General features: G+C 68.9%; 19 protein-coding genes. 7 read left to right on the plus strand and 12 right to left on the minus strand.

Annotated features, from left to right (window positions below):
• Positions 1-2: 2 nt before the first annotated feature.
• The 6 genes from ATK30_RS45630 to ATK30_RS17005 form a co-directional block, all read right to left on the minus strand.
• Complete coding sequence (locus ATK30_RS45630) at positions 3-3,242, minus strand: WXG100 family type VII secretion target (RefSeq protein ID WP_208637362.1); 3,240 nt, start codon at positions 3,240-3,242, stop codon at positions 3-5.
• Entirely contained in the window at positions 3,242-3,574 is a 333-nt protein-coding gene (locus tag ATK30_RS16985; RefSeq protein WP_101436406.1) for a hypothetical protein, read from the minus strand. Before ATK30_RS16985 ends, ATK30_RS45630 begins: the two co-directional genes overlap by 1 nt.
• A gap of 1 nt (position 3,575) precedes the next feature.
• The gene (locus ATK30_RS16990; RefSeq protein ID WP_037807706.1) at positions 3,576-3,833 is read right to left on the minus strand and encodes an acyl carrier protein; all 258 of its coding nucleotides are present in this window, start codon (positions 3,831-3,833) and stop codon (positions 3,576-3,578) included.
• The gene (locus ATK30_RS16995; protein ID WP_101440885.1) at positions 3,826-5,433 is read right to left on the minus strand and encodes a fatty acyl-AMP ligase; all 1,608 of its coding nucleotides are present in this window, start codon (positions 5,431-5,433) and stop codon (positions 3,826-3,828) included. Before ATK30_RS16995 ends, ATK30_RS16990 begins: the two co-directional genes overlap by 8 nt.
• An 82-nt stretch (positions 5,434-5,515) precedes the next feature.
• A complete protein-coding gene (locus ATK30_RS17000; protein WP_101436407.1) occupies positions 5,516-6,715 on the minus strand; it encodes an RNA polymerase sigma factor in 1,200 nt (399 codons plus the stop codon).
• A complete protein-coding gene (locus tag ATK30_RS17005; protein ID WP_101436408.1) occupies positions 6,712-7,083 on the minus strand; it encodes a YciI family protein in 372 nt (123 codons plus the stop codon). Before ATK30_RS17005 ends, ATK30_RS17000 begins: the two co-directional genes overlap by 4 nt.
• Positions 7,084-7,200: 117 nt before the next feature.
• Between ATK30_RS17005 and ATK30_RS17010 the strand changes: the two genes are divergently transcribed.
• Positions 7,201-7,968 (plus strand): methyltransferase, encoded by a 768-nt coding sequence (locus tag ATK30_RS17010; protein ID WP_101436409.1) that lies wholly within the window; start codon positions 7,201-7,203, stop codon positions 7,966-7,968.
• A gap of 5 nt (positions 7,969-7,973) precedes the next feature.
• Here ATK30_RS17010 and ATK30_RS17015 read toward each other — a convergent pair whose 3' ends face one another.
• On the minus strand, positions 7,974-8,720 hold the full coding sequence (locus ATK30_RS17015) for an alpha/beta fold hydrolase (RefSeq protein ID WP_101436410.1): 747 nt from the start codon (positions 8,718-8,720) through the stop codon (positions 7,974-7,976).
• Between the two features lie 79 nt (positions 8,721-8,799).
• Between ATK30_RS17015 and ATK30_RS17020 the strand changes: the two genes are divergently transcribed.
• From ATK30_RS17020 to ATK30_RS17035, 4 genes are all read left to right on the plus strand, one after another.
• The gene (locus tag ATK30_RS17020; protein ID WP_101436411.1) at positions 8,800-9,399 is read left to right on the plus strand and encodes a TetR/AcrR family transcriptional regulator; all 600 of its coding nucleotides are present in this window, start codon (positions 8,800-8,802) and stop codon (positions 9,397-9,399) included.
• A gap of 153 nt (positions 9,400-9,552) precedes the next feature.
• Entirely contained in the window at positions 9,553-9,963 is a 411-nt protein-coding gene (locus tag ATK30_RS17025; protein ID WP_101436412.1) for a hypothetical protein, read from the plus strand.
• Complete coding sequence (locus ATK30_RS17030) at positions 9,960-10,568, plus strand: DUF3558 domain-containing protein (protein ID WP_101436413.1); 609 nt, start codon at positions 9,960-9,962, stop codon at positions 10,566-10,568. Before ATK30_RS17025 ends, ATK30_RS17030 begins: the two co-directional genes overlap by 4 nt.
• Position 10,569: 1 nt before the next feature.
• Positions 10,570-11,853 (plus strand): hypothetical protein, encoded by a 1,284-nt coding sequence (locus ATK30_RS17035; protein ID WP_101436414.1) that lies wholly within the window; start codon positions 10,570-10,572, stop codon positions 11,851-11,853.
• Positions 11,854-12,339: 486 nt separating this feature from the next.
• On the opposite strand, the gene ATK30_RS17040 is transcribed toward ATK30_RS17035, so the two are convergent.
• Positions 12,340-12,852, minus strand: coding sequence for a hypothetical protein (locus ATK30_RS17040; RefSeq protein ID WP_208637363.1), 513 nt, complete (start codon positions 12,850-12,852; stop codon positions 12,340-12,342).
• Positions 12,853-13,035: 183 nt separating this feature from the next.
• On the opposite strand from ATK30_RS17040, the gene ATK30_RS17045 reads away from it, so the two are divergent.
• Positions 13,036-14,082 (plus strand): LysR family transcriptional regulator, encoded by a 1,047-nt coding sequence (locus ATK30_RS17045; RefSeq protein WP_101436416.1) that lies wholly within the window; start codon positions 13,036-13,038, stop codon positions 14,080-14,082.
• A gap of 22 nt (positions 14,083-14,104) precedes the next feature.
• Here ATK30_RS17045 and ATK30_RS17050 read toward each other — a convergent pair whose 3' ends face one another.
• The 4 genes from ATK30_RS17050 to ATK30_RS17065 all read right to left on the minus strand — a co-directional run bounded on the left by ATK30_RS17050 (position 14,105) and on the right by ATK30_RS17065 (position 16,184).
• Complete coding sequence (locus tag ATK30_RS17050; protein WP_009071609.1) at positions 14,105-14,470, minus strand: DUF427 domain-containing protein; 366 nt, start codon at positions 14,468-14,470, stop codon at positions 14,105-14,107.
• A gap of 95 nt (positions 14,471-14,565) precedes the next feature.
• Positions 14,566-15,255, minus strand: a complete 690-nt coding sequence (locus ATK30_RS17055) for a S1 family peptidase (protein WP_244194635.1) — start codon at positions 15,253-15,255, stop codon at positions 14,566-14,568.
• Positions 15,256-15,433: 178 nt separating this feature from the next.
• Complete coding sequence (locus ATK30_RS17060) at positions 15,434-15,796, minus strand: hypothetical protein (RefSeq protein WP_101440887.1); 363 nt, start codon at positions 15,794-15,796, stop codon at positions 15,434-15,436.
• A 22-nt stretch (positions 15,797-15,818) separates the two neighbouring features.
• The gene (locus tag ATK30_RS17065) at positions 15,819-16,184 is read right to left on the minus strand and encodes a hypothetical protein (protein ID WP_101436417.1); all 366 of its coding nucleotides are present in this window, start codon (positions 16,182-16,184) and stop codon (positions 15,819-15,821) included.
• Positions 16,185-16,502: 318 nt separating this feature from the next.
• On the opposite strand from ATK30_RS17065, the gene ATK30_RS17070 reads away from it, so the two are divergent.
• Positions 16,503-18,950: a class III lanthionine synthetase LanKC N-terminal domain-containing protein gene (locus ATK30_RS17070; RefSeq protein ID WP_244194636.1), complete on the plus strand. Its 2,448-nt coding sequence runs from the start codon at positions 16,503-16,505 to the stop codon at positions 18,948-18,950.
• Positions 18,951-19,169 lie beyond the last annotated feature (219 nt).

The raw sequence follows: 19,169 nt of genomic DNA on the forward strand, positions 1-19,169 counted from the left end.
TCCTACCTGGTCCGGATGATCGGCGCGTCGTCGTCATCGTCGAGGGAACCGGTGATCCGGCTGGCGGGCTCGGCCAGGTTGTCGAAGACCGCGCCCTCCACCCGGTACGCCGAACGCCGCTCGGTGTCGCCACCACCGCCACCGCCGCCGTGTCCGCCGCCCATCGAGCCCATGCCGGGCATCCCGCTGCTGCCGGACCCCGACTGGCCGGATCCGCCCGAATGGTCGCCTGCCGGTGCTCCCGGCTGCGAGAACCCGCCGCCGGACTGGGTGCCGGACACCGGCGTGCTGTCGACCACGGGCCCGCCGTGCAGCGGTGCGCTCGGAGCACCCGCGGGCACGCCCGTGTGCGCAATCTCCGGGCCGGGACCACCCGGTATCGCATGACCCGGCGCCCCGCTCGGGACGCCGTGGTGCAGCGGCTGGACCGGGTGCTGTCCCGGACCGCCGAGCGAATCGCCGCCGTGCGAGGTCCCGGGACCACCTCCTGGGTGCCCGCCGAACGGGTCGCCGGTGTGCGAGATCTCCGGACCTGGTCCGCCCTCCATCGGATGCACCGGTGCGGGGTGGCTGCTGCTCGGCGAGGCGCCGCCGTGCCCGGGACCGTCGGGTCCCTGGTGGTCACCGGCGTGCTTGCCGGGACCGTCGTCACCGTGCTGGGGACCGTCTCCCGCGTGGTGCCTTCCGGTGCTGTCGCCGGGCATCTGCGGGCCGTGGTCCACCGGGTGCGTGCCCTGCGGCTTGTCCTCCTCGCCGAGCGTGTACGTCGTCGGGTTGCCCTTGCCGTCGTCGACCGTGACGACGGTCGGCCCGTTCGGTCCGTCCGGACGCTCGGCGGTGATCTTCAGGTCGCCGTCCCGGAGGTGGATCTTGCCGTCCGGACCGGGGTGGTGGACGTCGGCGCCGTGCTGTCCGTCGCCGCCGTCGGGCGCGGACTTGTCGTCGGACCAGTCGATCTTGAAGTCCTTGACCTGCCCGGAACCCTCGCCGATCTTGATGTCCATCTTGCCGTCGTGGTCCGGCTCGGACATCTCGAACGTCTTGTCGCCCTGCTTGACCTTCAGGACGTCGCGGCCGTCTTCGTCGGGCTTGCCGTCGTGGTCCTTGTCTTCGCCCGGTTTGCCGTCGTGGTCACCGGGCTTCCCGTCGCCAGGTTTCCCGTCATCGGGCTTGCCGTCGTGGTCCTTGTCCTCGCCTGGCTTGCCGTCTTCGCCGCCGGGGCCGCCGTCGGCGGGGTCGGTCTTGATCGGCGGACCGTCCACCGGACCGCCGCCGGGGGACCCGCCGCCGCCCTTGTCGCCAGGGGTCTTGTCGCCAGCGATCTTGTCGTCCGGGCCCTTGCCGTCGCCGCCGGTCGAACCGGGTTCGCCGCCGCCCGGTCCGCCGAGGGGGGCGCCGCCGTGACTGCCCTGCGCGTCCTTCTTCAGCGACTCCATTGCGGCCTCGGCCTTTTGCTTGGCCTCCGCCTGAGCCTTTTGCTTGGCCTCTTGTTCGGCCTTCTGCCGGGCCTCTTCCTCGGACTGGGCCTGGTCCTGCCCGCCGCCGGAACCACCCGGGCCCGAACCGCCGGGGCCGGAGCCAGACCCGCCGGAGCCGCCGCCGGGATCGGTCTTGATCGGCGGACCGTCGACCGGACCGCCGCCGCCCGTCCCGCCACCGGAACCTCCGCCCGAGCCCCCGCCGAGCGGACCGCCGCCCGGTGCATCGGACGGGACGTCGAGGTCGGGAACCTTCGCGCCGCCACCGCCGGACCCGCTGCCCGAGCCCGACCCTCCGCCGGTGCCGCCCCCGTAACCACCGCCGGAACCACCGGGATGGTCGCCCTGCGGCGTGTCCGAACCGGATCCGCCGCCAACTCCCCCACCAGTGCCGCCACCGGTTTCCCCACCGGTCCCGCCGCCAGAACCACCGCCGTAACCGCCGCCAGAACCGTCCTGGCCACCGCCGTAGCCGCCACCAGAACCCTGACCGCCACCGCCGGGCCCGCCACCGCCAGGACCCTGCCCCCCGCCGCCAGGACCACCGGAACCGCCCGAGGCGCCAGCCCCGCCGTCCGCGGCGCCCTCGAACTTGTTCTTGATCTTGCCCATCTCTTTGTCGAGCGCGTCGTAGGCCTTGTCGACGAGGTCCTTGGCGTCCTTGCAGGCCTTCTCGAACCCCAGGTAGATGGTGTCCCACATGTCGGGGTTGAACTGGTTCATGATCCACTGCTTGGCGAGGTCCTTGCCGTGGCTCTGGATCTCGTCGTCGTCGCAGCAGCCCTGGTCGTTGAGGGTGTCGACCAGGTTGGTGCCGAAGTTGTAGTCCATCCAGCCGGCGATCTGGGCCAGGTCGTTGACGCTGCCGTGCTCGCCGTTGGCCACCGCGATGACCTTCTGCGCCATCGTGTAGTCGGCCTTGCCGACCTCATCGCGGTACAGGGCGATGACCTGGTCGGCCTTCCCCTTGCACAGGTCGAAGAGCGTCTTCGTGGTGTGCAGCGTCGCTTCGCTGGCGTGGCTGAGGTCGTCCCCCAGTTTCGCGGCCTTCTTCTGGATGCTCTCGTTGTACCGGTCCGACGCCGCGTCGGCGCCCGCTCCGGTCCAGGTCTGGAACAGCGTGCCCAGTTCGGTTCCGGTGTCGGTCAGCGTCGACTTCACGGTTTCCGAGCCGTGCTTGAAATGCATGGCGTCGTTGATGAAACCCTCGAAGCTGATCCCGCGCTGCTCGTCGAACGGGCCGCGGATGTCCTTGTCGAGATCGAGCTTGCGCGTGTTCCCCTTGCAGTCGTCGGGGATCTTCTCGAGCAGGCCGCCAAAGGTCTCGAAGACCCGCAGTGCGGCCGCCGCGGGGTCGAAGAGTTCGTCGGACGTCTTCGTGCCGGTGGCCGCGGCGTCCACGCCTTCGCCGGGTGCGGGCGGCTGCTTCTTGTCGAGCTCGTCCTTGCCCTTGTCGACTGCCTTTTTCTTCTCGTCCTGGTTGTAGCTGTTCTGCTGGCCCTTCTGCCTGGCCTCTTCGTAGACCTGCTCGAGCGACGGGCCGCCGACCGGCGCCGCGAACGGATTGCCGGGGATGGGGGTGAACGTCCGCCCGTACGCGTTGATGTATTTTTCGACGTCCGCGCCCTCGTCGCCCTCGGGCTTCGGGTGCTCGTTCACCCACGCCCGGAGCAGCTCGTCCTTCATCCCCGCCGGCACTGCCGAGTTGTCGAGCAGCTTCTTGACATCCGCCCACGTCTTGGGCTGCTGCTGGTCGTCCGCCATCAGAGGATCCCGTCGACGCCGTTGCCGGTCTTGGTGATGGACCCGGCCTGGTTGTCCTCGTTCTTGTCGTAGGCAGATCCGGCGGTGCCGATGTTCGTGCCGAACGATTCGAGAGCCTTGCTGTAGCCGGAGACCGCGTCCCACAGCTGCTTGGCGCCCTCGAGGTACTTGTCGGCGTGGGCCTGGTGCACCCGGCCGAACTTCTCCTTGGTCAGCTCGGAGTTCTCCAGGTCCGGATTGTCGTCAAGCAGTTTTTCCGCCAGGTCACCGATCTTCTTCGACGCCTTCGACAACGCATCGGTCGTCGCGGTGTACCCGCCCCCACCGCTCATTTCAGTGCTTCTCCTCGGCTCGGCAAGCTGTCAGGGCCTCCGCGAGCACGTCCGCCACGGATTCCACGTCGGTGAACCGATCGAGCTCGTCCAGATCGATCGACACGTCGTAGTAGATCTCCAGCGCCGCGAGAAGCCGGATCCGGCCCTTCGAGTCGATGCCGAGCTCCTCGAGCGGAGCGTCGGGCACGACGAGGGCCGGGTCGAGCCGGAAGGTGTCGCTGACGACCTTCGTGACCTCGGCGCAGTGATCACCCACGGACGCCACCGTAACGCGCCTTGGCGGCCGACCGGGCGACCTTCCCGCTGGAAGTGCGCGGAAGTCCGCCAGAAGGGACCAGGTGTACCGCACGGAGCGTGAGATCGTGCTCTCTCGACACCGCTCGCAGGACTGCCCGGGTCACATCCTTGACCTCGGCTTCCGCGTTCCGAGCCCATTCCGCGACCACCATCGCGCCCTCGCCCTGTTCGTCGGCGACGCCGAACGCGGCGACCCGGTCGCGGCGGATCGCCGGGTGTGCCTCGCCCGCCGCCGCCTCGAGGTCCTGCGGGTGGAAGTTGCGGCCGTCGACGACGATCAGGTCCTTGAGCCTGCCGGTGACGTAGAGGTCGCCGCGGTGGAACACGCCGAGGTCGCCGGTGCGCAGCCAGCCCTCAAGCCCGTCGAGGACGCCGCCGAACGCATCCGCGTCGCCGCGGCCCCAGTAACCGGACGCGACGTTCGGTCCGTGCACCCAGATCTCGCCGACCTCGCCCTCGGGCTGCTCGTGTCCGTCGTGGACGATCCGGACGAGCTGCCCGACCGGCCGTCCCACCGAAATGACCGGCTGCCCGTCCGGCGTTTCGACGGCGCGGCCCTGAGCAAGAGCTTCCCGGTCGAGCACCGCACCGCGCGGCCCTTCTTCCCCCGCGCTCGCGACGTACACGGTGGCCTCGGCCAGCCCGTACGACGGCCGATGCGCTTCCGGGCGGAACCCGCGCGGGCCGAACACCTCGTGGAAACGCTCGACCGTGCGCGGCCGGACGGGTTCGGCTCCGTTGAGCGCGATCCGGACGTCCGAGAGGTCGAGGTCGTCCTCGGCACCGACGTCGGCGGCCAGGTCGTAGGCGAAATTCGGGGCCGCGGTGAAGACGGCCGGGTAGTCCGAGAGCTGGCGCAGCCACCGCTGCGGCCGGTGCACGAACTCCGCCGGGGACATGAACACCGACCGGCCGCCGACGTAAACGGGCAGGCACAGCAGCTGGATCAGGCCCATGTCGTGGAAGAACGGGATCCAGCCGGCGCAGGTCGTTTGCTCGTCCGAGGCGTAGGCCTGGCTGGCCTGCCAGCAGGCCGCGACCATCGCCCGGTGCGGGATCACCGCGCCCGCCGGTTCGCGCGTCGACCCCGACGTGTACTGCAGGTAGGCCGGGCTTTCCGGATCGACGCGGACCGGGTCGAGGCCCGGTCCGGACAGGTCGTCCACCACCACGAGGTCGCCGGGATCGCTGAACTCGCGCACCTTCGCCGCGGCCGCCGACGACGTCGCCCACACTCGCGCGCCGGAGTCGGCGAGGACCCCGGAGAGCCGGTCGGCCTGCGCGCGATTGCCGGGCAGCATCAGCGGAACGGCGACCATCCCGGCGGCGAGCGCGCCGAAAAACGCCAGCGGATAAGCGAGTTCCTGGCCGGCGAGGATCGCGACGCGCTCGCCCGGCTCCGCGACCCGCCGGAATTCCCCGGCCACGATCCGGACGTTGGCGGCGAATTCCGTCCAGGTCAGGGTGTGCTCGACGCCGCGATGGTGATCTTGGTGGGTGAACAGCAGCCGTTCGTCGTCGGCGCGGGCGAACAGCCGGTCCACGATCGAGACGTGCATGACCTCGTCGGGCACGCTCGCAGACGTCCGGGACACGCAGCGCAACCTACTCGACCTCGGAACCGGCCCGCGAGCCCGGTATTTACTCGCGAACCTGGGCGGCTCGGGATTCCAGATAGCGCTTCTCCGCGATACTGGCCGTCGCCTTGGCGGCCAGCCGGTAGTTCTCGTACGCGCCCGGCAGATCCCCGGCCTTCTCCAGCAGATGCGCCCGCACCGACAGCAACCGGTGGTGCCGCGCCATCCGTTCGTCACTGTCTAATGTGGACAGGAGGGCGAGCCCGGCCCGCGGCCCCTCGATCTCGGCGAGCGCGATCGCCCGGTTCAACGTCACCACCGGATTGGGCGCGATCCGTTCCAAGATCAGGTAAAGCGCGTGGACCTGCCGCCAGTTGGTTTCCTCCGCGGTCGCCGCGTCGGCGTGCGTCGCGGCGATGGCCGCCTGCAGCTGATACGGGCCGAGCGCCGAACCCGCCAGTGACGCTTTCGCCAGCTCAGTGCCCTCGTCGAGCATGGCGCGGTCCCACGTCGTGCGATCCTGATCCGCCAATGGCACGAGGTCGCCGGACGGTGTCGTGCGCGCCGTTCGACGAGCGTGGGTCAACAGCATCAACGCGAGCAGACCGGTCACCTCGCTGTCGTCTGGCAGCCGCGCGTGCACCATCCTGGCCAGGCGAATCGCCTCGTGCGCCAGGTCGGCGCGGTGCAGGTCGCTGCCGGAAGACGCGGTGTAGCCCTCGTTGAAAATCAGATAAAGCACCTGCAGCACGAACTGCAGTCGCCCCGGGTCTTCCGAACCGGGGAACGAACTGCCCGCCGCCTTGATCCGCTGCTTGGCACGACTGATCCGGGCAGCCATCGCGCCCTCCGGCACCAAAAACGCGCGGGCGATCTCGGCCGTAGTCAGGCCGCCGACCGCACGCAGGGTCAACGCGGTCTGCGACGCCGGGGTCAGCGTCGGATGGCAGCAGAGGAACAGCAAGTGCAGTGTGTCGTCGGTGTCCGGCACCTCGGGAGCGGTCTCGACGGCGTTCGCCAGCTCACGTTCGCGGCGTGCCTGATCGCTCCGCAGTTGGTCGACATAGCGCCGGGACGCGACCGTCGACAGCCAGCCGCGCGGATTGTTCGGCACGCCTTCGACCGGCCACTGCTGCGAAGCGGCGAGGACGGCCTCCTGCACCGCGTCCTCGCAGCCCTCGAATTGGCCGTACCGGCGCACGAGCACGCCGAGAACCTGCGGCACGAGTTCGCGCAGCAGGTCCTCGACGGAGGCGGCGCTCACGCGTCCAGTTGCCCTTCCGAGAACATCACCTGGCGCACCTCGACGCCGAGCCCCTCGATCGCGGCGTCCGGGACCTGCGCGGCCAGCTCGATCGCGCGCTCCTTGTTCTCGACGTCGATCAGGTAGTAACCGCCGAGGAACTCCTTGGACTCGAGGAACGGCCCGTCGGTCACCACCGGCTGCCCGCCTCGCACCGACACGACCGCGGCCTGCGACGGATCGGCGAGCGCCTGGGCGGCGATCAGCTCGCCGGACTTCTTCGTCGACTCCATGAACGCGGTGACGCCGTTGCCGAGGGCTTCCTTCTCCTCCTCGGTCAGCGCGTCGAGGACGGACTGGTTGATGTGCAGGCTGATCAGGAACTTCATCGCCTTGCTCCTCGTGGTTTCGGGGACTTTCGCGGAGTGGTCGGAGGCGCGGGCGAGTTCTGGACATGGACCTTATGTGACGCGCGTCACAGCTCATCCAGGCGCACTATGAACGGCATGGAGACCGACGCCTGGGCCGCGCTGGCGAGTCCGTTCGTGGAAGGCGCGTACGCGACCGTGAAGGGTCGAGTTCGCACGTACGTCCTGCATCAGCAGCTCCTGGCGCACCTTCCTCCGCCGCCGGCCACGGTGCTCGACGTCGGCGGCGGGGCCGGGCACCAGTCGTTTCCGTTGGCCCGCATGGGTTACGACGTCGTACTGCTGGACTCATCCGGCGCGATGCTGGCGAAGGCAGAGCAGGGTCTCGCCTCGGAAACGGCCGAGGTCCGCGAGCGAGTCCGACTGGTACGCGGCCGAGGCGAGGACGCCGTCGTGGCGGTCGCTGGTCAGAAATTCGACGCGGTGCTGTGCCACGGCGTGCTGATGTATGTGGACGATCCTGTGCCGATGATCGACGCTCTGTGCGCTTGCGCGGCACCGGGCGGGATCGTCTCGGTGATGGCGCTCAACGCCGAGACGCTGGCCGTCCTCCCCGCGTTGGAAGGACGGTGGAGCGACGCACTGGCGGCCTTCGACGCCCACGGTGAGCTGGGCGTCCTCGGCGTGGACACGCGCGCGGACACGGTCGCGGGGCTGTCACAGCTGCTTGTCGGGCAGGGAGCCGAACCGCTTGCCTGGTACGGGGTTTGGCTGTTCGCCGACTGGATGGACCTGGACGCCGACGAGAACCGGATCGCCGAGATCGCGGAGGTCGAGCTGGAGGCCGCGCGACGAGATCCGTACCGACGGCTCAGCCGGGTGTTCCATCTCGTCGTGCGGGCCTGACTGTCCTATTCGGACGCTTCCCAGAACTCCGTGAGGACGCGCGCGCCCTGGACCGGGTCCTGCGTCATCCACCAGTGGCCGAGCCCCTCCAGCACCGCGACCTTCGCCCCGGCCCGCGCGGCCGAACGGCGGCGTTGCTCGTCCGTGCCGACGAAGTGGTCCTCAGTCGCCAGCACGACGAGCCCCGGACGCTCCGCCGCGCGTTCGAGATCCCGGCCGAACTCCGCGATCGCCGGCTGCGCCGCGGACCGGTACAGCGGGAGCACCGCGCGCGCCATGTCGTCGTTCATCCCCTCGGCGACCTTGGCGGCCACCGACTCGTGCATTCCGCCCAGCACCAGGCGCTCCGCCCGCTTTTCCACCGGCGCGCCGAACATCGCCGCGACGGCTTCCTCGCCGACACCCGGTTTCTGCCACCCCTGCGCGAGGTCGTGCCACACGTAATCCGGGTCGAACGCGCCGGCTGTGTCGCTGGCCCAGCTGCGCACCAGCTCCGGACGAGCCATGACGGCGTTGAGCACGTGCGCGCCGCCCCAGTCGTGGCCGACCAGGTCGACCGGTTCGGGGAACTTCTCCAGCTCGGCGATCAACCAGTCGCGGTATTCGACAGCCGTCGCGCCGAACCCGTCCGGCAGCGGAGCACCGAACCCGGGCGGGGACAGGCACACGGTCGACCGGTCGCCCAGCTCGGCAAGCAGGCGTTCCCACACCGCGGCGGTTTCCGGATTGCCGTGGACGAACACTGCGGTCATCGGACTTCCTCCCTCTCGTCGCTGCCACTCTACGCACACTTGCTTGTCGGCCGACAAGTAAGTTGTAGGGTTTCTGCCCATGACCCCGGCCCGCCGCACCCAGCAGGAACGCCGTGACCAGGCATCGGCCGCTTTGCTCAAAGCCGCCGCCGAACTGGTCGTCGAGGAAGGGGTCCGCGCCGTGACCCTGGCGCGTGTCGGCGAGCGCGCCGGGTACAGCCGCGGCCTGGTCACCCACCACTTCGGCGGCAAACAGGCGCTGCTGGAACACCTCGCCCGCACCACGCAGACCGGTTTCGTCCCCGGCCTGGACGCTCTGCCGCCCGGCCTCGACCGGCTGCTGCGGCTGATCGACGGCTACCTCGCCCAGCTCAGCGAACCGGACGTGCTGAGCCGGGCTTTCCTGGTGCTGTGGGCGGAATCGATGACCGCGCCCGACCTGGCCCCGATCTTCCGCGAACGCGACCACGCCTTCCGCGACGACCTGCGGCAGGAGATCGTCGCAGGCATCGCCGAGGGCACCATCCGCGCCGATGTCGACCCGGACCAGATCGCCGTGGCCGTCGTCGGGCAGCTTCGCGGGATCGCACTGCAGTGCGTGCTCGACCCGAAGGCGGTAGAGCTGGCCGGGCTGCGCCGGTCCGCTGCCGAGGCGTGGAAACGGGCGCTGTCCTTCTGAACTGCGCCTTCTTGCATTTTTATAGAAATTGCGTCTAGAGCATTAATGTCTAGGCGTCTTTCGCATTTCGGAGAACGTCACACAGGCAGTGAGTGATCAGCTACTTTGTTAGCTGTCTGCATTTGATGACACCGAACATGGGGAGGGCTTCGCGTGTGGGAGGACGTCGAGTTCTCGATCTTGCACCCTGCCGATCCCGCGCCCGCGAAGAACGGGTTTTCGCTGGACATCGACGTGGCCAAGCAGGTTCTCCAGGAGCTGCTCGGCTATCAGGACAGGTTGGGGCTGATGAAGCGCAAGGTTTCCACCCTGTGCAGCATGAAGCCGCCGTCGAAGGATCCTTCGACGATGGCGATGCACGTCGCCATGGTCGGTGACGGCCGCGGAAAACTGGGGGCGTTTTCCTATGGCGGCGGGCACATCGACTTGCAGCTGGATTACGTCACCGAGCTGATCGACCGGATCCGGAAAGCACTGGCCGCGATCGGCCAGAGCGACCAGGACCAGGCGGCAGCCGTCGAGAAAACCCATCCCGGCACCGGCTCTCGAGGAAACTTCGGATGAACCTGCGCACGATCGTCGGAGTGCTCGCCCTCGCCGCACTGGCCGCTGGTTGCTCGGCACCTGACAACGGCCCCGCGACGAGCTCGGCACCGGCCACCGCGCCGTCGGCCCAGTCGCTGCCTTACGGCGGAGCGCCGAAGGTCGAGAACCCGCTCCCCGACACCGTGTTCTCCGACGGCCCCTGCCAAGCGCTCACCCCGGACCAGCTCACTTTCCAGCTCGGCTCGGCGGTGCCCGGGAAGCCGGACAATTCCGCGGTCCCCAGCTGCGACTGGATCAGCCCGGACACCCACGCCCGGATCGGCTTGTCCTTCTTCGGCAAGGACAACGACGGGCTCAGCAACGTCTACGCCAACGTCCGGCCGCAGATGAAACGCTTCGACGTGCTCCCGCCCATCCAAGGCTTCCCCGCCGTCGCCTACAGCACCCAGCCCGGGCCCATCACGAACTCGTGCGATGTCAACGTCGGGGTCACCGACCGGCTCTCCTTCATGGTGGAAGCGGCGCCCGGGGAGACCAAGCTCAACAAGATCGACCCGTGCCCGCTCGCGGTCTCCGTCGCGGGCAACGTGATCACCACGTTGAAGCAGAAAGCCGGCCGGTGACATGAAATTCTGGGAGCCGATCAAGCAATACCTGGACCAGCACCAGGAACTGACGGTGCCGATCGAGGACATCGTCAAGGAGGTGCAGGCCTCGGATCCCAGCAGCTGGCACACGGGCGCGACCTACGCTCGCGAGGTGGCCAGCGAGCTGGAAGCGATCAGCCAGGACATGTCCGGGACGCTGACGAAGCTCGAATCCTCGTGGACCGGCCAAGGCGCGGATCTCGTCGCCGAACGGCTGCGCAAGGTTCGCGCCTCGGCGATCGACGCGCATCAGGCCTTCGCGGCCAACGAGAACACCCACTCCACCGGCATCGCCATGCATGAGAATCTGCGGAATCAGCTGACGTCGATCCCGCCCGCACCCACCGGCAGCCCGACGCCCGCGATGGGGTTGATGAACGCGGACGTCCTCTCCAAGCTCATCGAGCACGACACGGCGCAGCAGAAAAACCTTGATACGTACGAGAAATTCACCTCGGACAGCCAGGGCAACACGCAGCAGCTGGAGGTCGACTACGGCAAAATCGGCACGTACGACGGCGGCGACGTGACCATCCAGCAGCACCCCTCCACCGAGGCGAAACCCCAGCCCGGACCGGCTGCTCCCGTCTCACAGCATCATTCACCGGGTGGGACTAGCTATCATTCACCGGCCGGAACTAGCTCGACCTTCAATCCGGGAACTGCGCCCACCGGCGCTTCCCCGCACAGCTATTCAACCCCGAACACCGTGCCTGACACGGGAAATGACCACACCAGCACGTCCGCGTACACCCCGCCGCCGGCTTCCGGGTCGAACGTGGATACCTCGTGGCGCGGTGGAACGAGGACACCCGCGGCATCCGGTCCTGGGAACGAATTCGGCATCACGCCAATCAGCGGCCTCGGCGACGGACGTCTCGGCGGTATCTCAGAACGCCTCGGAGGCTCCGGACGCTACGGCAGCGGCTACGGCAGTGAAGGCGGTTCCGGACGCACCGGCACCGGCACCGGCTCCGGCAAATCCGGTGGCAGTTCCGGCCGTTTAGGCGGCGAGGCAGGTCCACGTTCCGGCGCGGGTGCGAGCGAAGGCGCGGCGTCCCGAGTCACCGCGGAACGTGGTACGCCCGGCGGAAAAGGCCTGTCCGGTGCGGCGGCACCCGGAGGTCAACGGGGCAAGAAAGAAGAAGACGAAGAGCATGAACGCAAGTACGTTCTTGACGTAGACCTCTTCGCCGACGATGGCACCGCCGTCGACCCGGAAACCGGCATGCGTCCGACGCCGCCGACTCTCGGGGCATAAGGACCGCTGCCACAACGACCCTCGATCGGCCGGATCAACTCGCAACGACCACCAGAGTGCTGGTCAGCAGGCAGGCCTCGATGGCCCGGTCCCGCCTCGCCGCCCGTCAAGCGGCGAGACGGAACTCCCCCTCACCCGGCACTCCCCTCCCAGCATCGCTCCCCCGAAGCGCTGCCCCGACGGCTTGTCCCCTCAAGCGTCGCCCCTCTGACACGGTTCCCTGACCGGACCCGCCGCAAGCGCCGCCCATTGAGCGGTTCTCGCGGGAGAGTTGGCTTTCCGCAGCATCCGCCCCTCAAACGGACCTGCCTCGAGCACCCAATCTCCGAGACGCCGCCTCTACAGCAACGGCCCGCGCAGTGCTCCCCTCACCACGCTGCCGCCGCCCTCAAGCACTGCCCCAACACCGTCAACCCTCCGGCAGCTCGGCTTCCCGAGCGGCACGACCCCTCAGACGTGCCGCCCGCAAACCGCGCCTCCGCCGCATCAGACCGCGAACGCCGCGGCCTTCCGCGCCCGCACGGCCCGGTTAGCGCCAGGCAGCCACTGCACGACGAGGACCGCCAGCAGGCTCAGCACTGCGATGGCGTCGAAGGCGTTCAGCAGCGCCGGGTTGAGGTCGATCAGATCGCGCAGGCCCAGACCGATGCCGAAGACCGCGAATACCGTCAGCACCACCCGGGCCCAGTTGCGGGCGGCGAGCACCATCATGGCCGACACCAGCGTCACCAGGCCGAGGACCAACCAGATCGCCGCGCGGGCGGTGAACGACGGCATGGCGATTCGGGTCAGGTCGTCGGCCGTCAGCAGGCCGCTCGAGGCCAGTTCTCGACCTTCGGCCCGCAGGTACTCCTGAACGGCGGGGCGAACCAAACCCTCGCCCCGCACGAGCACCGTCGCACCCCACAGCAGCCCGCTGAGCGCACCGAGCAATCCCAGCCCTCCGCCGATGGCCAGGGTGCGCGAGCGGCGCGCGCCGGGGGAACTGAACGAACTCACTTCTGTCGAACTCCTTGGATCAGCAATCGAATCAAGCGTCACGGAGTTTCCCGCCGACGCCGTGCGCCGTCCACTGGTTCGAGGATATTATCTGCAGATTTTTTAAACTGGCCCCGAGATCAGGAAGGCCGCGTTAGGCTCTCCGTCGTCCGAGAAGAGAATGCAGAAGGCGAGTCCTGCCAGATGTCCGCACCCAGCCCGTTCCGGTCGCCGTCGTTCAACGTGCTCAGCAGGCTCCTGCGCTCCTCGCCCGCTCTGCTCGACACGACGTTCGACCAGTTGCGCACGCTGATCACGGTCGCGGAAACCGGAACCGCCCTCGCCGCGGCCCGTACGCTCGGCCGCGACCAGTCCAGTGTGCAAAAACAACTCGACACTCTCAACCGCAATTTCTCGGAATTGTGCGGCGAACCATTATTGCACCGCCAGGGACGCGGTCGCCACGTTCTTTTCACCGAAACCGGCCGCGCGGTCGCGCAGCAAGCTCGCCGCACGCTCACCGAATGGCTGGACACCATTCACGAATGCCGTCGCGAACTCGGCGGAACGCTCACCGTCGGCGCGACTCGCTACACCCTCGGCAGCCTTGCCCACGCCGGCGATCTCGTGGCCGAGCAGTTCCGCGCCCGCGACATCGAGCTCAACGTGGTGCACGTGCGCACCAAAGACCTGATCGACCGCCTGCTGGCCAAGGACGTCGACCTGGTGTGCGGCAGCGTCGTCACGACCAGCGCGCTCGACTCCGTCGACGTGCTCGAATGGCGGCGCGGCGGACTCGCCATCGTGACCAATATGGACACTCCGAAACCCGGGGAGTCCGTGGCCACCAGCCAATTGCCGACGCTTCCGCTCGTCGTGCCCAGCGGCGGCGTGATCAACGACTTCATGCGCGGCTGGTTCGGCTCCGACTACCGCAACCGGCTCGACATCGTCGCCGAGATCGACTCCGCGCAATACGGATTCGAACTGCTCCGCTCGGGCCTGGTCCGCGGATGCATGCTCGTCACCCAGCGGCTCGGCGAGGCCGCGGGCGAAAACCGCCTGCACGCCGCCTCCGGATTGCGCACCATCGGGCTCGTCGACGACATCGAGCCGAAACTCGAACTGCTCGTCGGCGTGTTCGCCCGGCGCGGCGAACGATCCTCGTACCCGGACAGCCATCCGCTCAACCTGCTGTGGAACGCGCTGCAGCAGGCCGGGGAGGCTTCCTGGCTCGAGGTCGGCCGCTGACCCGGCAACGGGCGGGAAAACCTCAGCCGACCTCCTCGATCTCTACCCGGTCCGGATAGAACGCGACGTGCCCCTTGATCGCGGCCACCGCGTCGTACGGGGCCTCGTAAACCCACACCGCGTTCTCGCCGTCCGGCACCGCGGCGAGGCTGTAGTACGAAGCGTCGCCCTTGTACGGGCAGTGCGTGCGGTGGTCGGTGGGCGACAGCATCGCCAGGTCGACATCCTCCAGCGGGATGTACTGCACCGGCGGGTAACTGGCCTCGCGCAGCACCTGCGCGCGGGTGGTGTCGGCGATGGTCTTCTCGCCTGCCTTGACCACCACGCGCGCGGGGTTCGGCTCAACGGTGATCGGGTGGTCCGGCCCCGGGATCAGCTTGTCGGGCATGGTTCTCCTCCTCCGCGCAACGGAAGCGGTGCGCACTCCCAACACTAGGCCGGACCACCGACAAAATCAGACGTCGGCGCTTTCCGACCAGCCGGTCAGACCCCGGCGACCTGCGAGATCCAGCTCCGGTACCGCGTGATGTTGGTGTAGGCGGTGCTGCTCTGCCGGTCGCTGGTCGACGCGACTCCCACCTGCCGTCCGGACGCGAACATCGGGCCGCCCGAGTCGCCGCCCGCGGTGATGCCGTCGCCGTACGTGGCACACACCGCGACGCCGCCCTCGTAGTCGCTGCACTGCGGCGTGGTCACCCGAACGTTGGCCACTTTCAGGTACCGCGACTGGCAGTTGATCTCCGAACCGCACCGGCTCGTCGCGCCCCAGCCGTACACCTGCACGGTCTGCCCGGCGCGGACGTCGGTCGAGGTGCCGAGCGGCGAGTACGTCGCGTTCACCGAGGTGGACAGCCGGACGATCGCCAGGTCAGCGGCACCGGGATAGCGCGTGATCGCGGCACCGGTGGCCATCGTGCCACCGCTGCTTTGGTCGAGGCTGCCGATGCGGAAGGTGTACGTCCCGCTGGAGGCGACGCAGTGCTTCGCGGTGAGGATGTACTGCGGAGCGATGATCGTGGCCGTGCAGTTCTGCTGCCCGTTCACGAACAGCCGCGCGGCCCACGGGGCGTTGGACGCGTAGCCGCCGCCGATGATCGCCGGCGTCGAGGACGGCCCGCTCGAAGCTGCGGCCTGTCCGGCGAATCCGGCTAGGCCGAGCGCGGTAGCGAGCAAGCAAACAGGTGCGCAAACGCATGGTCTCTCGTTTCTGCGGCTTCGTCGCCGCGGTTCCGGTGGGGACGGGCCCTCGATCATCAAGGCCGCGCCCGCGGACCAGAACCGGCGAAAGTAGCCGGGGACCACCTGTTCTTCCGCCGCCACCGCCGCTACGGACAGTTCCGCGTACTGTTCCTCAGCCGGCGGCCCGGGTCCGGCGCAGCCAGTACAGGCCGATCACCGGGAGCACCAGCGGGATGAAGAGGTACCCCTCCCCGTAGACCGACCACACCGTGGCGTCCGGGAACGCCTGCCGGTCGAAAATGCTGAAGGTGCCGACAGTCAGCACGCCCAGCAGTTCGACCGTGCACGCGGCGAGCGCGATCCGCCACCACGTCCGGCCGCCGCGGGCGAGTGCGATAGTGGCCAGGATGTAGATCACAGCGGCGAAGGCCGACAGGACGTACGCCAGCGGCGCCTCGTGGAATTTCGTGCCGATCTGGACGCCCGCCCGCGACGTCGCGGCGAGCGCGAAGATGGCGTACACCGCGACCAGGATCCGGCCGGGACCGGTGGCGGTCTTACGCGCTTGCTCCACTCCACACCTCGTTCAGTCGCAGCACCATCACCGGAATGGCCAGGCAGGCGATGCCGAGCACGACCGTGCTCGACCGGCTCTGCTCGGCCAGCGCCCACGCCGCGCCGACCGGCAGCACGACGAGGCAGCCGATCAGGTAGGCGAGGTAGGTCGCGAGGCTGCCCGGATGGTGGCCGGTCGCGAGCAGCACGATCCCGATCACGAGCTGGGCGACCAGCAGCACCTCGATCACGCCGAGCGCGACGAGCAGCGGGGTGTCCGGGAGCTTCTTGCGCGCCGCCTGGACGAAACTCCACAGTGCGACGAGCAGCGCGCACCCAGCGACCGCTATCGCGAACCCGACGATCACCCGTTCCTCCTTCTGCCCGCCGGGGTCAAAGTACCCGCTTCGCCCACCGACCCGGACGGGCGAGGGTCGGACGGCGTGGCCGGGGCCACTTTCACCGGAACGGGTCGCTGGCATTCCGTCAATTCCCGAACGCCACGGAAATCCCGCTCGACCGGGCGACGGGGAATCACCCTCGGTTCGCCAACGCCGGATTTATCCTCGCCCCGCCCGGGTCCGCCGAACGCTGAAATGGCGGATTGGCGCGGCGGCGAAGCTGTGCGGGAATGGTTTCCGTCGCCGGAGCACCGGAGAAGCGAACACGCGGAAGGATCCACTTTTATGAACGTCCGGCACGAGGCATTCTGCCTCGCCGATCCGTGGTTCTTCGACCGCCGACGGGAAATGTCCGCCGACGACCTGGCCGCCCCACCCTATAGTCCACAATGGACAGTAGAAGAGACTCCGCACTGGCGCTTCCTCCGCCCGTCCGGCACCGCCTTGCCGGAACAAGGCTGGGCAGTAGAGGTTTCCGCCGCCCCAGGCAATGTCGACCGAGTACTGGACCGCATCCGCGAGTACTGCCGGACCCGGCGGCTGCATCACCGGCATCTGCGTTCCCGGTCGATTTTCCTCGACCGCAATGCCGAATATCCGACGACTGGCGGAACCGGTGCGCTCGCCACTATTTATCCGCCCGACAATAACGCGCTCGAGCGGATCCTCGATGATCTTTCCGAACTCCTCGCCGGCGAACCCGGCCCGGATATCGACGGCGCGCTCCGCTGCGGAAAATGCCCGATTCACGTGCATTACGGCGGGTTCGCCGAACTGTGGACCGAACACGGCGGCGCCCGCGTGCCCGCACTGCGCAGGCCGAGCAGCGCGCTCGAACCCGCGCCGCGAGGACCGGACTTCTCCGTGCCGGACTGGGTCCGGATCCCCGACTGCGTCGCGGAGTACACCGACGCACCGATCCCGCCGCATCCGGTCGCCGAGGTACTCAGCCAAGCCCACGGCACCGCTGTCTACCTGGCCGAACGCGGCGGCGAGCGGGTGGTCGTCGAGGAGGCCTGGCCGTTCACCGGACTGGACGGCAACGGCGTCGACGCGGTCGCGCGGCTGGAGCGCAAAAACGACCTCTTCGCACGGCTCGCCGGAATCCCCGGCATCCCGAAAACCCACGCGTACCTCTCCGGACAGCGGCATTACCTCGTGCGGGAGCACCGGCCCGGCCTGCCGTTGGACGTCTGGCTCGCCCGGCACTACCCGCTCACCCGCCGAGACTGTCCCGAAGCCGACCTGGCCGCCTACCGCGGACAGGCGCTGTCCGTTCTCGCGCAGGTCGACCGCATCGTCGCGGAAGCGGCCGAACGCGGCGTCGTCCTCGAAAACCCGCGCGACATCCTGGTCGACAGCTCCGGCACGGTGTCGCTGATCGGCTTCGACCGCGACGAGACCGCCCTGCGACTGCGCCTCTTCCTCCCGCTGGCCCCGCTCTATCGCCTGGTGCCCGAACGCCTCCGGTGGGCCGCCGAGCTCACCGAACGGCGGTTCTCGCTGCCCGCCGGCTACGCCGACCGCATCGCGCCCCCTACCGAGCCCGCCCATACCGAACTCGACGAACCCCGTCCCGATTGGACGCTGGTGCGCAAGCAGATCGCCGAAGCCCTGCTCGCCTGCGCGACCCCGGATCGCCAGGATCGCCTGTTCCCCGGCGACATCGAGCAGTTCCGCGTCGGCGGCGCGACCTTCGGCACCGGCGCGGCAGGCGTGCTGCACTCGCTGCACGTCGCGGGCGTCGGCCGCTTCCCCGAGCACGAGCAGTGGCTGCTCGACGCGATCGACGGGCACCAGCCCAGTCGCGCGGGTTTCTACGACGGCAGCCACGGAATCGCCTACGTGCTGGAGGAATTCGGCTACCGGAAGGCCGCGGGCGACCTCCTCGCCGCCTCGCGCGCGCTGGTGGACCAGACCGTCGGCCACGATCTCGCGAGCGGGCTGGCCGGCGTCGGCCTGACCCGGCTGCACTTCGCCGCGACCCGCGCCGACAACGAGTTCGGCAGGCAGGCGCTGAACATCGGCATCCGGCTCGCCGAGGCGCTCGACACCGCGGAACCGCCGGGCGCTTCGGCGCGCGCCGGGCTCTTGCACGGCTGGTCCGGCCCGGCGCTGCTGTTCCTGCGGCTCTACGAGCGCACCGGCGAACCGGCCTGGCTGTCGTTCGCCGACCAGGCGCTCGAACGGGATCTGGAGGAATGCGTCCCGGCACCGGACGGCTCGCTGGCGGTCCGCGACGGCGACCGAGGTTCGCAGCGAGGCGCGGGAATCGGCAGCGCCGGAATCCTGATCGTCACCGAACAGCTGGCGCGGTACCGCTTCGACGCGAAGGCCGCGCGCAGCCTGCCCGCACTGCGCGTCGCGTGCCGAGGAGAGTTCGCGCTCCATCCCGGCCTGTTGAACGGCCGCAGCGGGCTCGCCGCCGGACTCGCGTTCAGCAGCGCGCCGGACCGGCGCGCCCAGGACGCGATCGACCGGCACCTGACGCGGCTTTCCTGGTATGCAGTCCCGTTTCGCGGCGGCCTTGCCTTCCCGGGCAGTCACCTGCTACGACTGTCCGCCGACGTCGCCACCGGCGGCGCCGGAGTCCTGCGCACTCTTTCCGCGCTTCAGGACGGCACCGAACTGCTCCCGTTCCTCGGCCCGACGCCGCGGGTCAGCCATGAGTCCACTGTGGACGTCAGTGTCGACATGTCCATTAGCCGACAGTTTCGCCACGCGGAACCATGACTGAGTGTCCGGACACTTTTTGAATCACTCATTCAGCCCAGCCCATGGGTCCGGCATCCGCAGCCGGGGCCCGTGCCTCGGCAAATGCCGGGGAACCTCGCCGCTACGGTCGGTAACCGCCGCCGCGGCGGGCCGCAGCGCCTCGTTCAGCGGAACCACAAGGCCCCCGTTCGTGATAGAAACCGGGGCTGTTCCGTTCGGTGGGCCTACGAAGGGTGT

Source organism: Amycolatopsis echigonensis (genome assembly GCF_002846615.1).
Lineage (GTDB): Bacteria > Actinomycetota > Actinomycetes > Mycobacteriales > Pseudonocardiaceae > Amycolatopsis > Amycolatopsis echigonensis.

Excerpts from the sequence above, each read along its gene's own strand:
- ATK30_RS45630 (WP_208637362.1), bottom strand. The coding sequence starts at position 3,242 with ATGGCGGACGACCAGCAGCAGCCCAAGACGTGGGCGGATGTCAAGAAG.
- ATK30_RS16985 (WP_101436406.1), bottom strand. The coding sequence starts at position 3,574 with ATGAGCGGTGGGGGCGGGTACACCGCGACGACCGATGCGTTGTCGAAG.
- ATK30_RS16995 (WP_101440885.1), bottom strand. The coding sequence starts at position 5,433 with ATGCACGTCTCGATCGTGGACCGGCTGTTCGCCCGCGCCGACGACGAA.
- ATK30_RS17005 (WP_101436408.1), bottom strand. The coding sequence starts at position 7,083 with ATGAAGTTCCTGATCAGCCTGCACATCAACCAGTCCGTCCTCGACGCG.
- ATK30_RS17010 (WP_101436409.1), top strand. The coding sequence starts at position 7,201 with ATGGAGACCGACGCCTGGGCCGCGCTGGCGAGTCCGTTCGTGGAAGGC.
- ATK30_RS17015 (WP_101436410.1), bottom strand. The coding sequence starts at position 8,720 with ATGACCGCAGTGTTCGTCCACGGCAATCCGGAAACCGCCGCGGTGTGG.
- ATK30_RS17020 (WP_101436411.1), top strand. The coding sequence starts at position 8,800 with ATGACCCCGGCCCGCCGCACCCAGCAGGAACGCCGTGACCAGGCATCG.
- ATK30_RS17030 (WP_101436413.1), top strand. The coding sequence starts at position 9,960 with ATGAACCTGCGCACGATCGTCGGAGTGCTCGCCCTCGCCGCACTGGCC.
- ATK30_RS17035 (WP_101436414.1), top strand. The coding sequence starts at position 10,570 with ATGAAATTCTGGGAGCCGATCAAGCAATACCTGGACCAGCACCAGGAA.
- ATK30_RS17045 (WP_101436416.1), top strand. The coding sequence starts at position 13,036 with ATGTCCGCACCCAGCCCGTTCCGGTCGCCGTCGTTCAACGTGCTCAGC.
- ATK30_RS17050 (WP_009071609.1), bottom strand. The coding sequence starts at position 14,470 with ATGCCCGACAAGCTGATCCCGGGGCCGGACCACCCGATCACCGTTGAG.
- ATK30_RS17070 (WP_244194636.1), top strand. The coding sequence starts at position 16,503 with ATGAACGTCCGGCACGAGGCATTCTGCCTCGCCGATCCGTGGTTCTTC.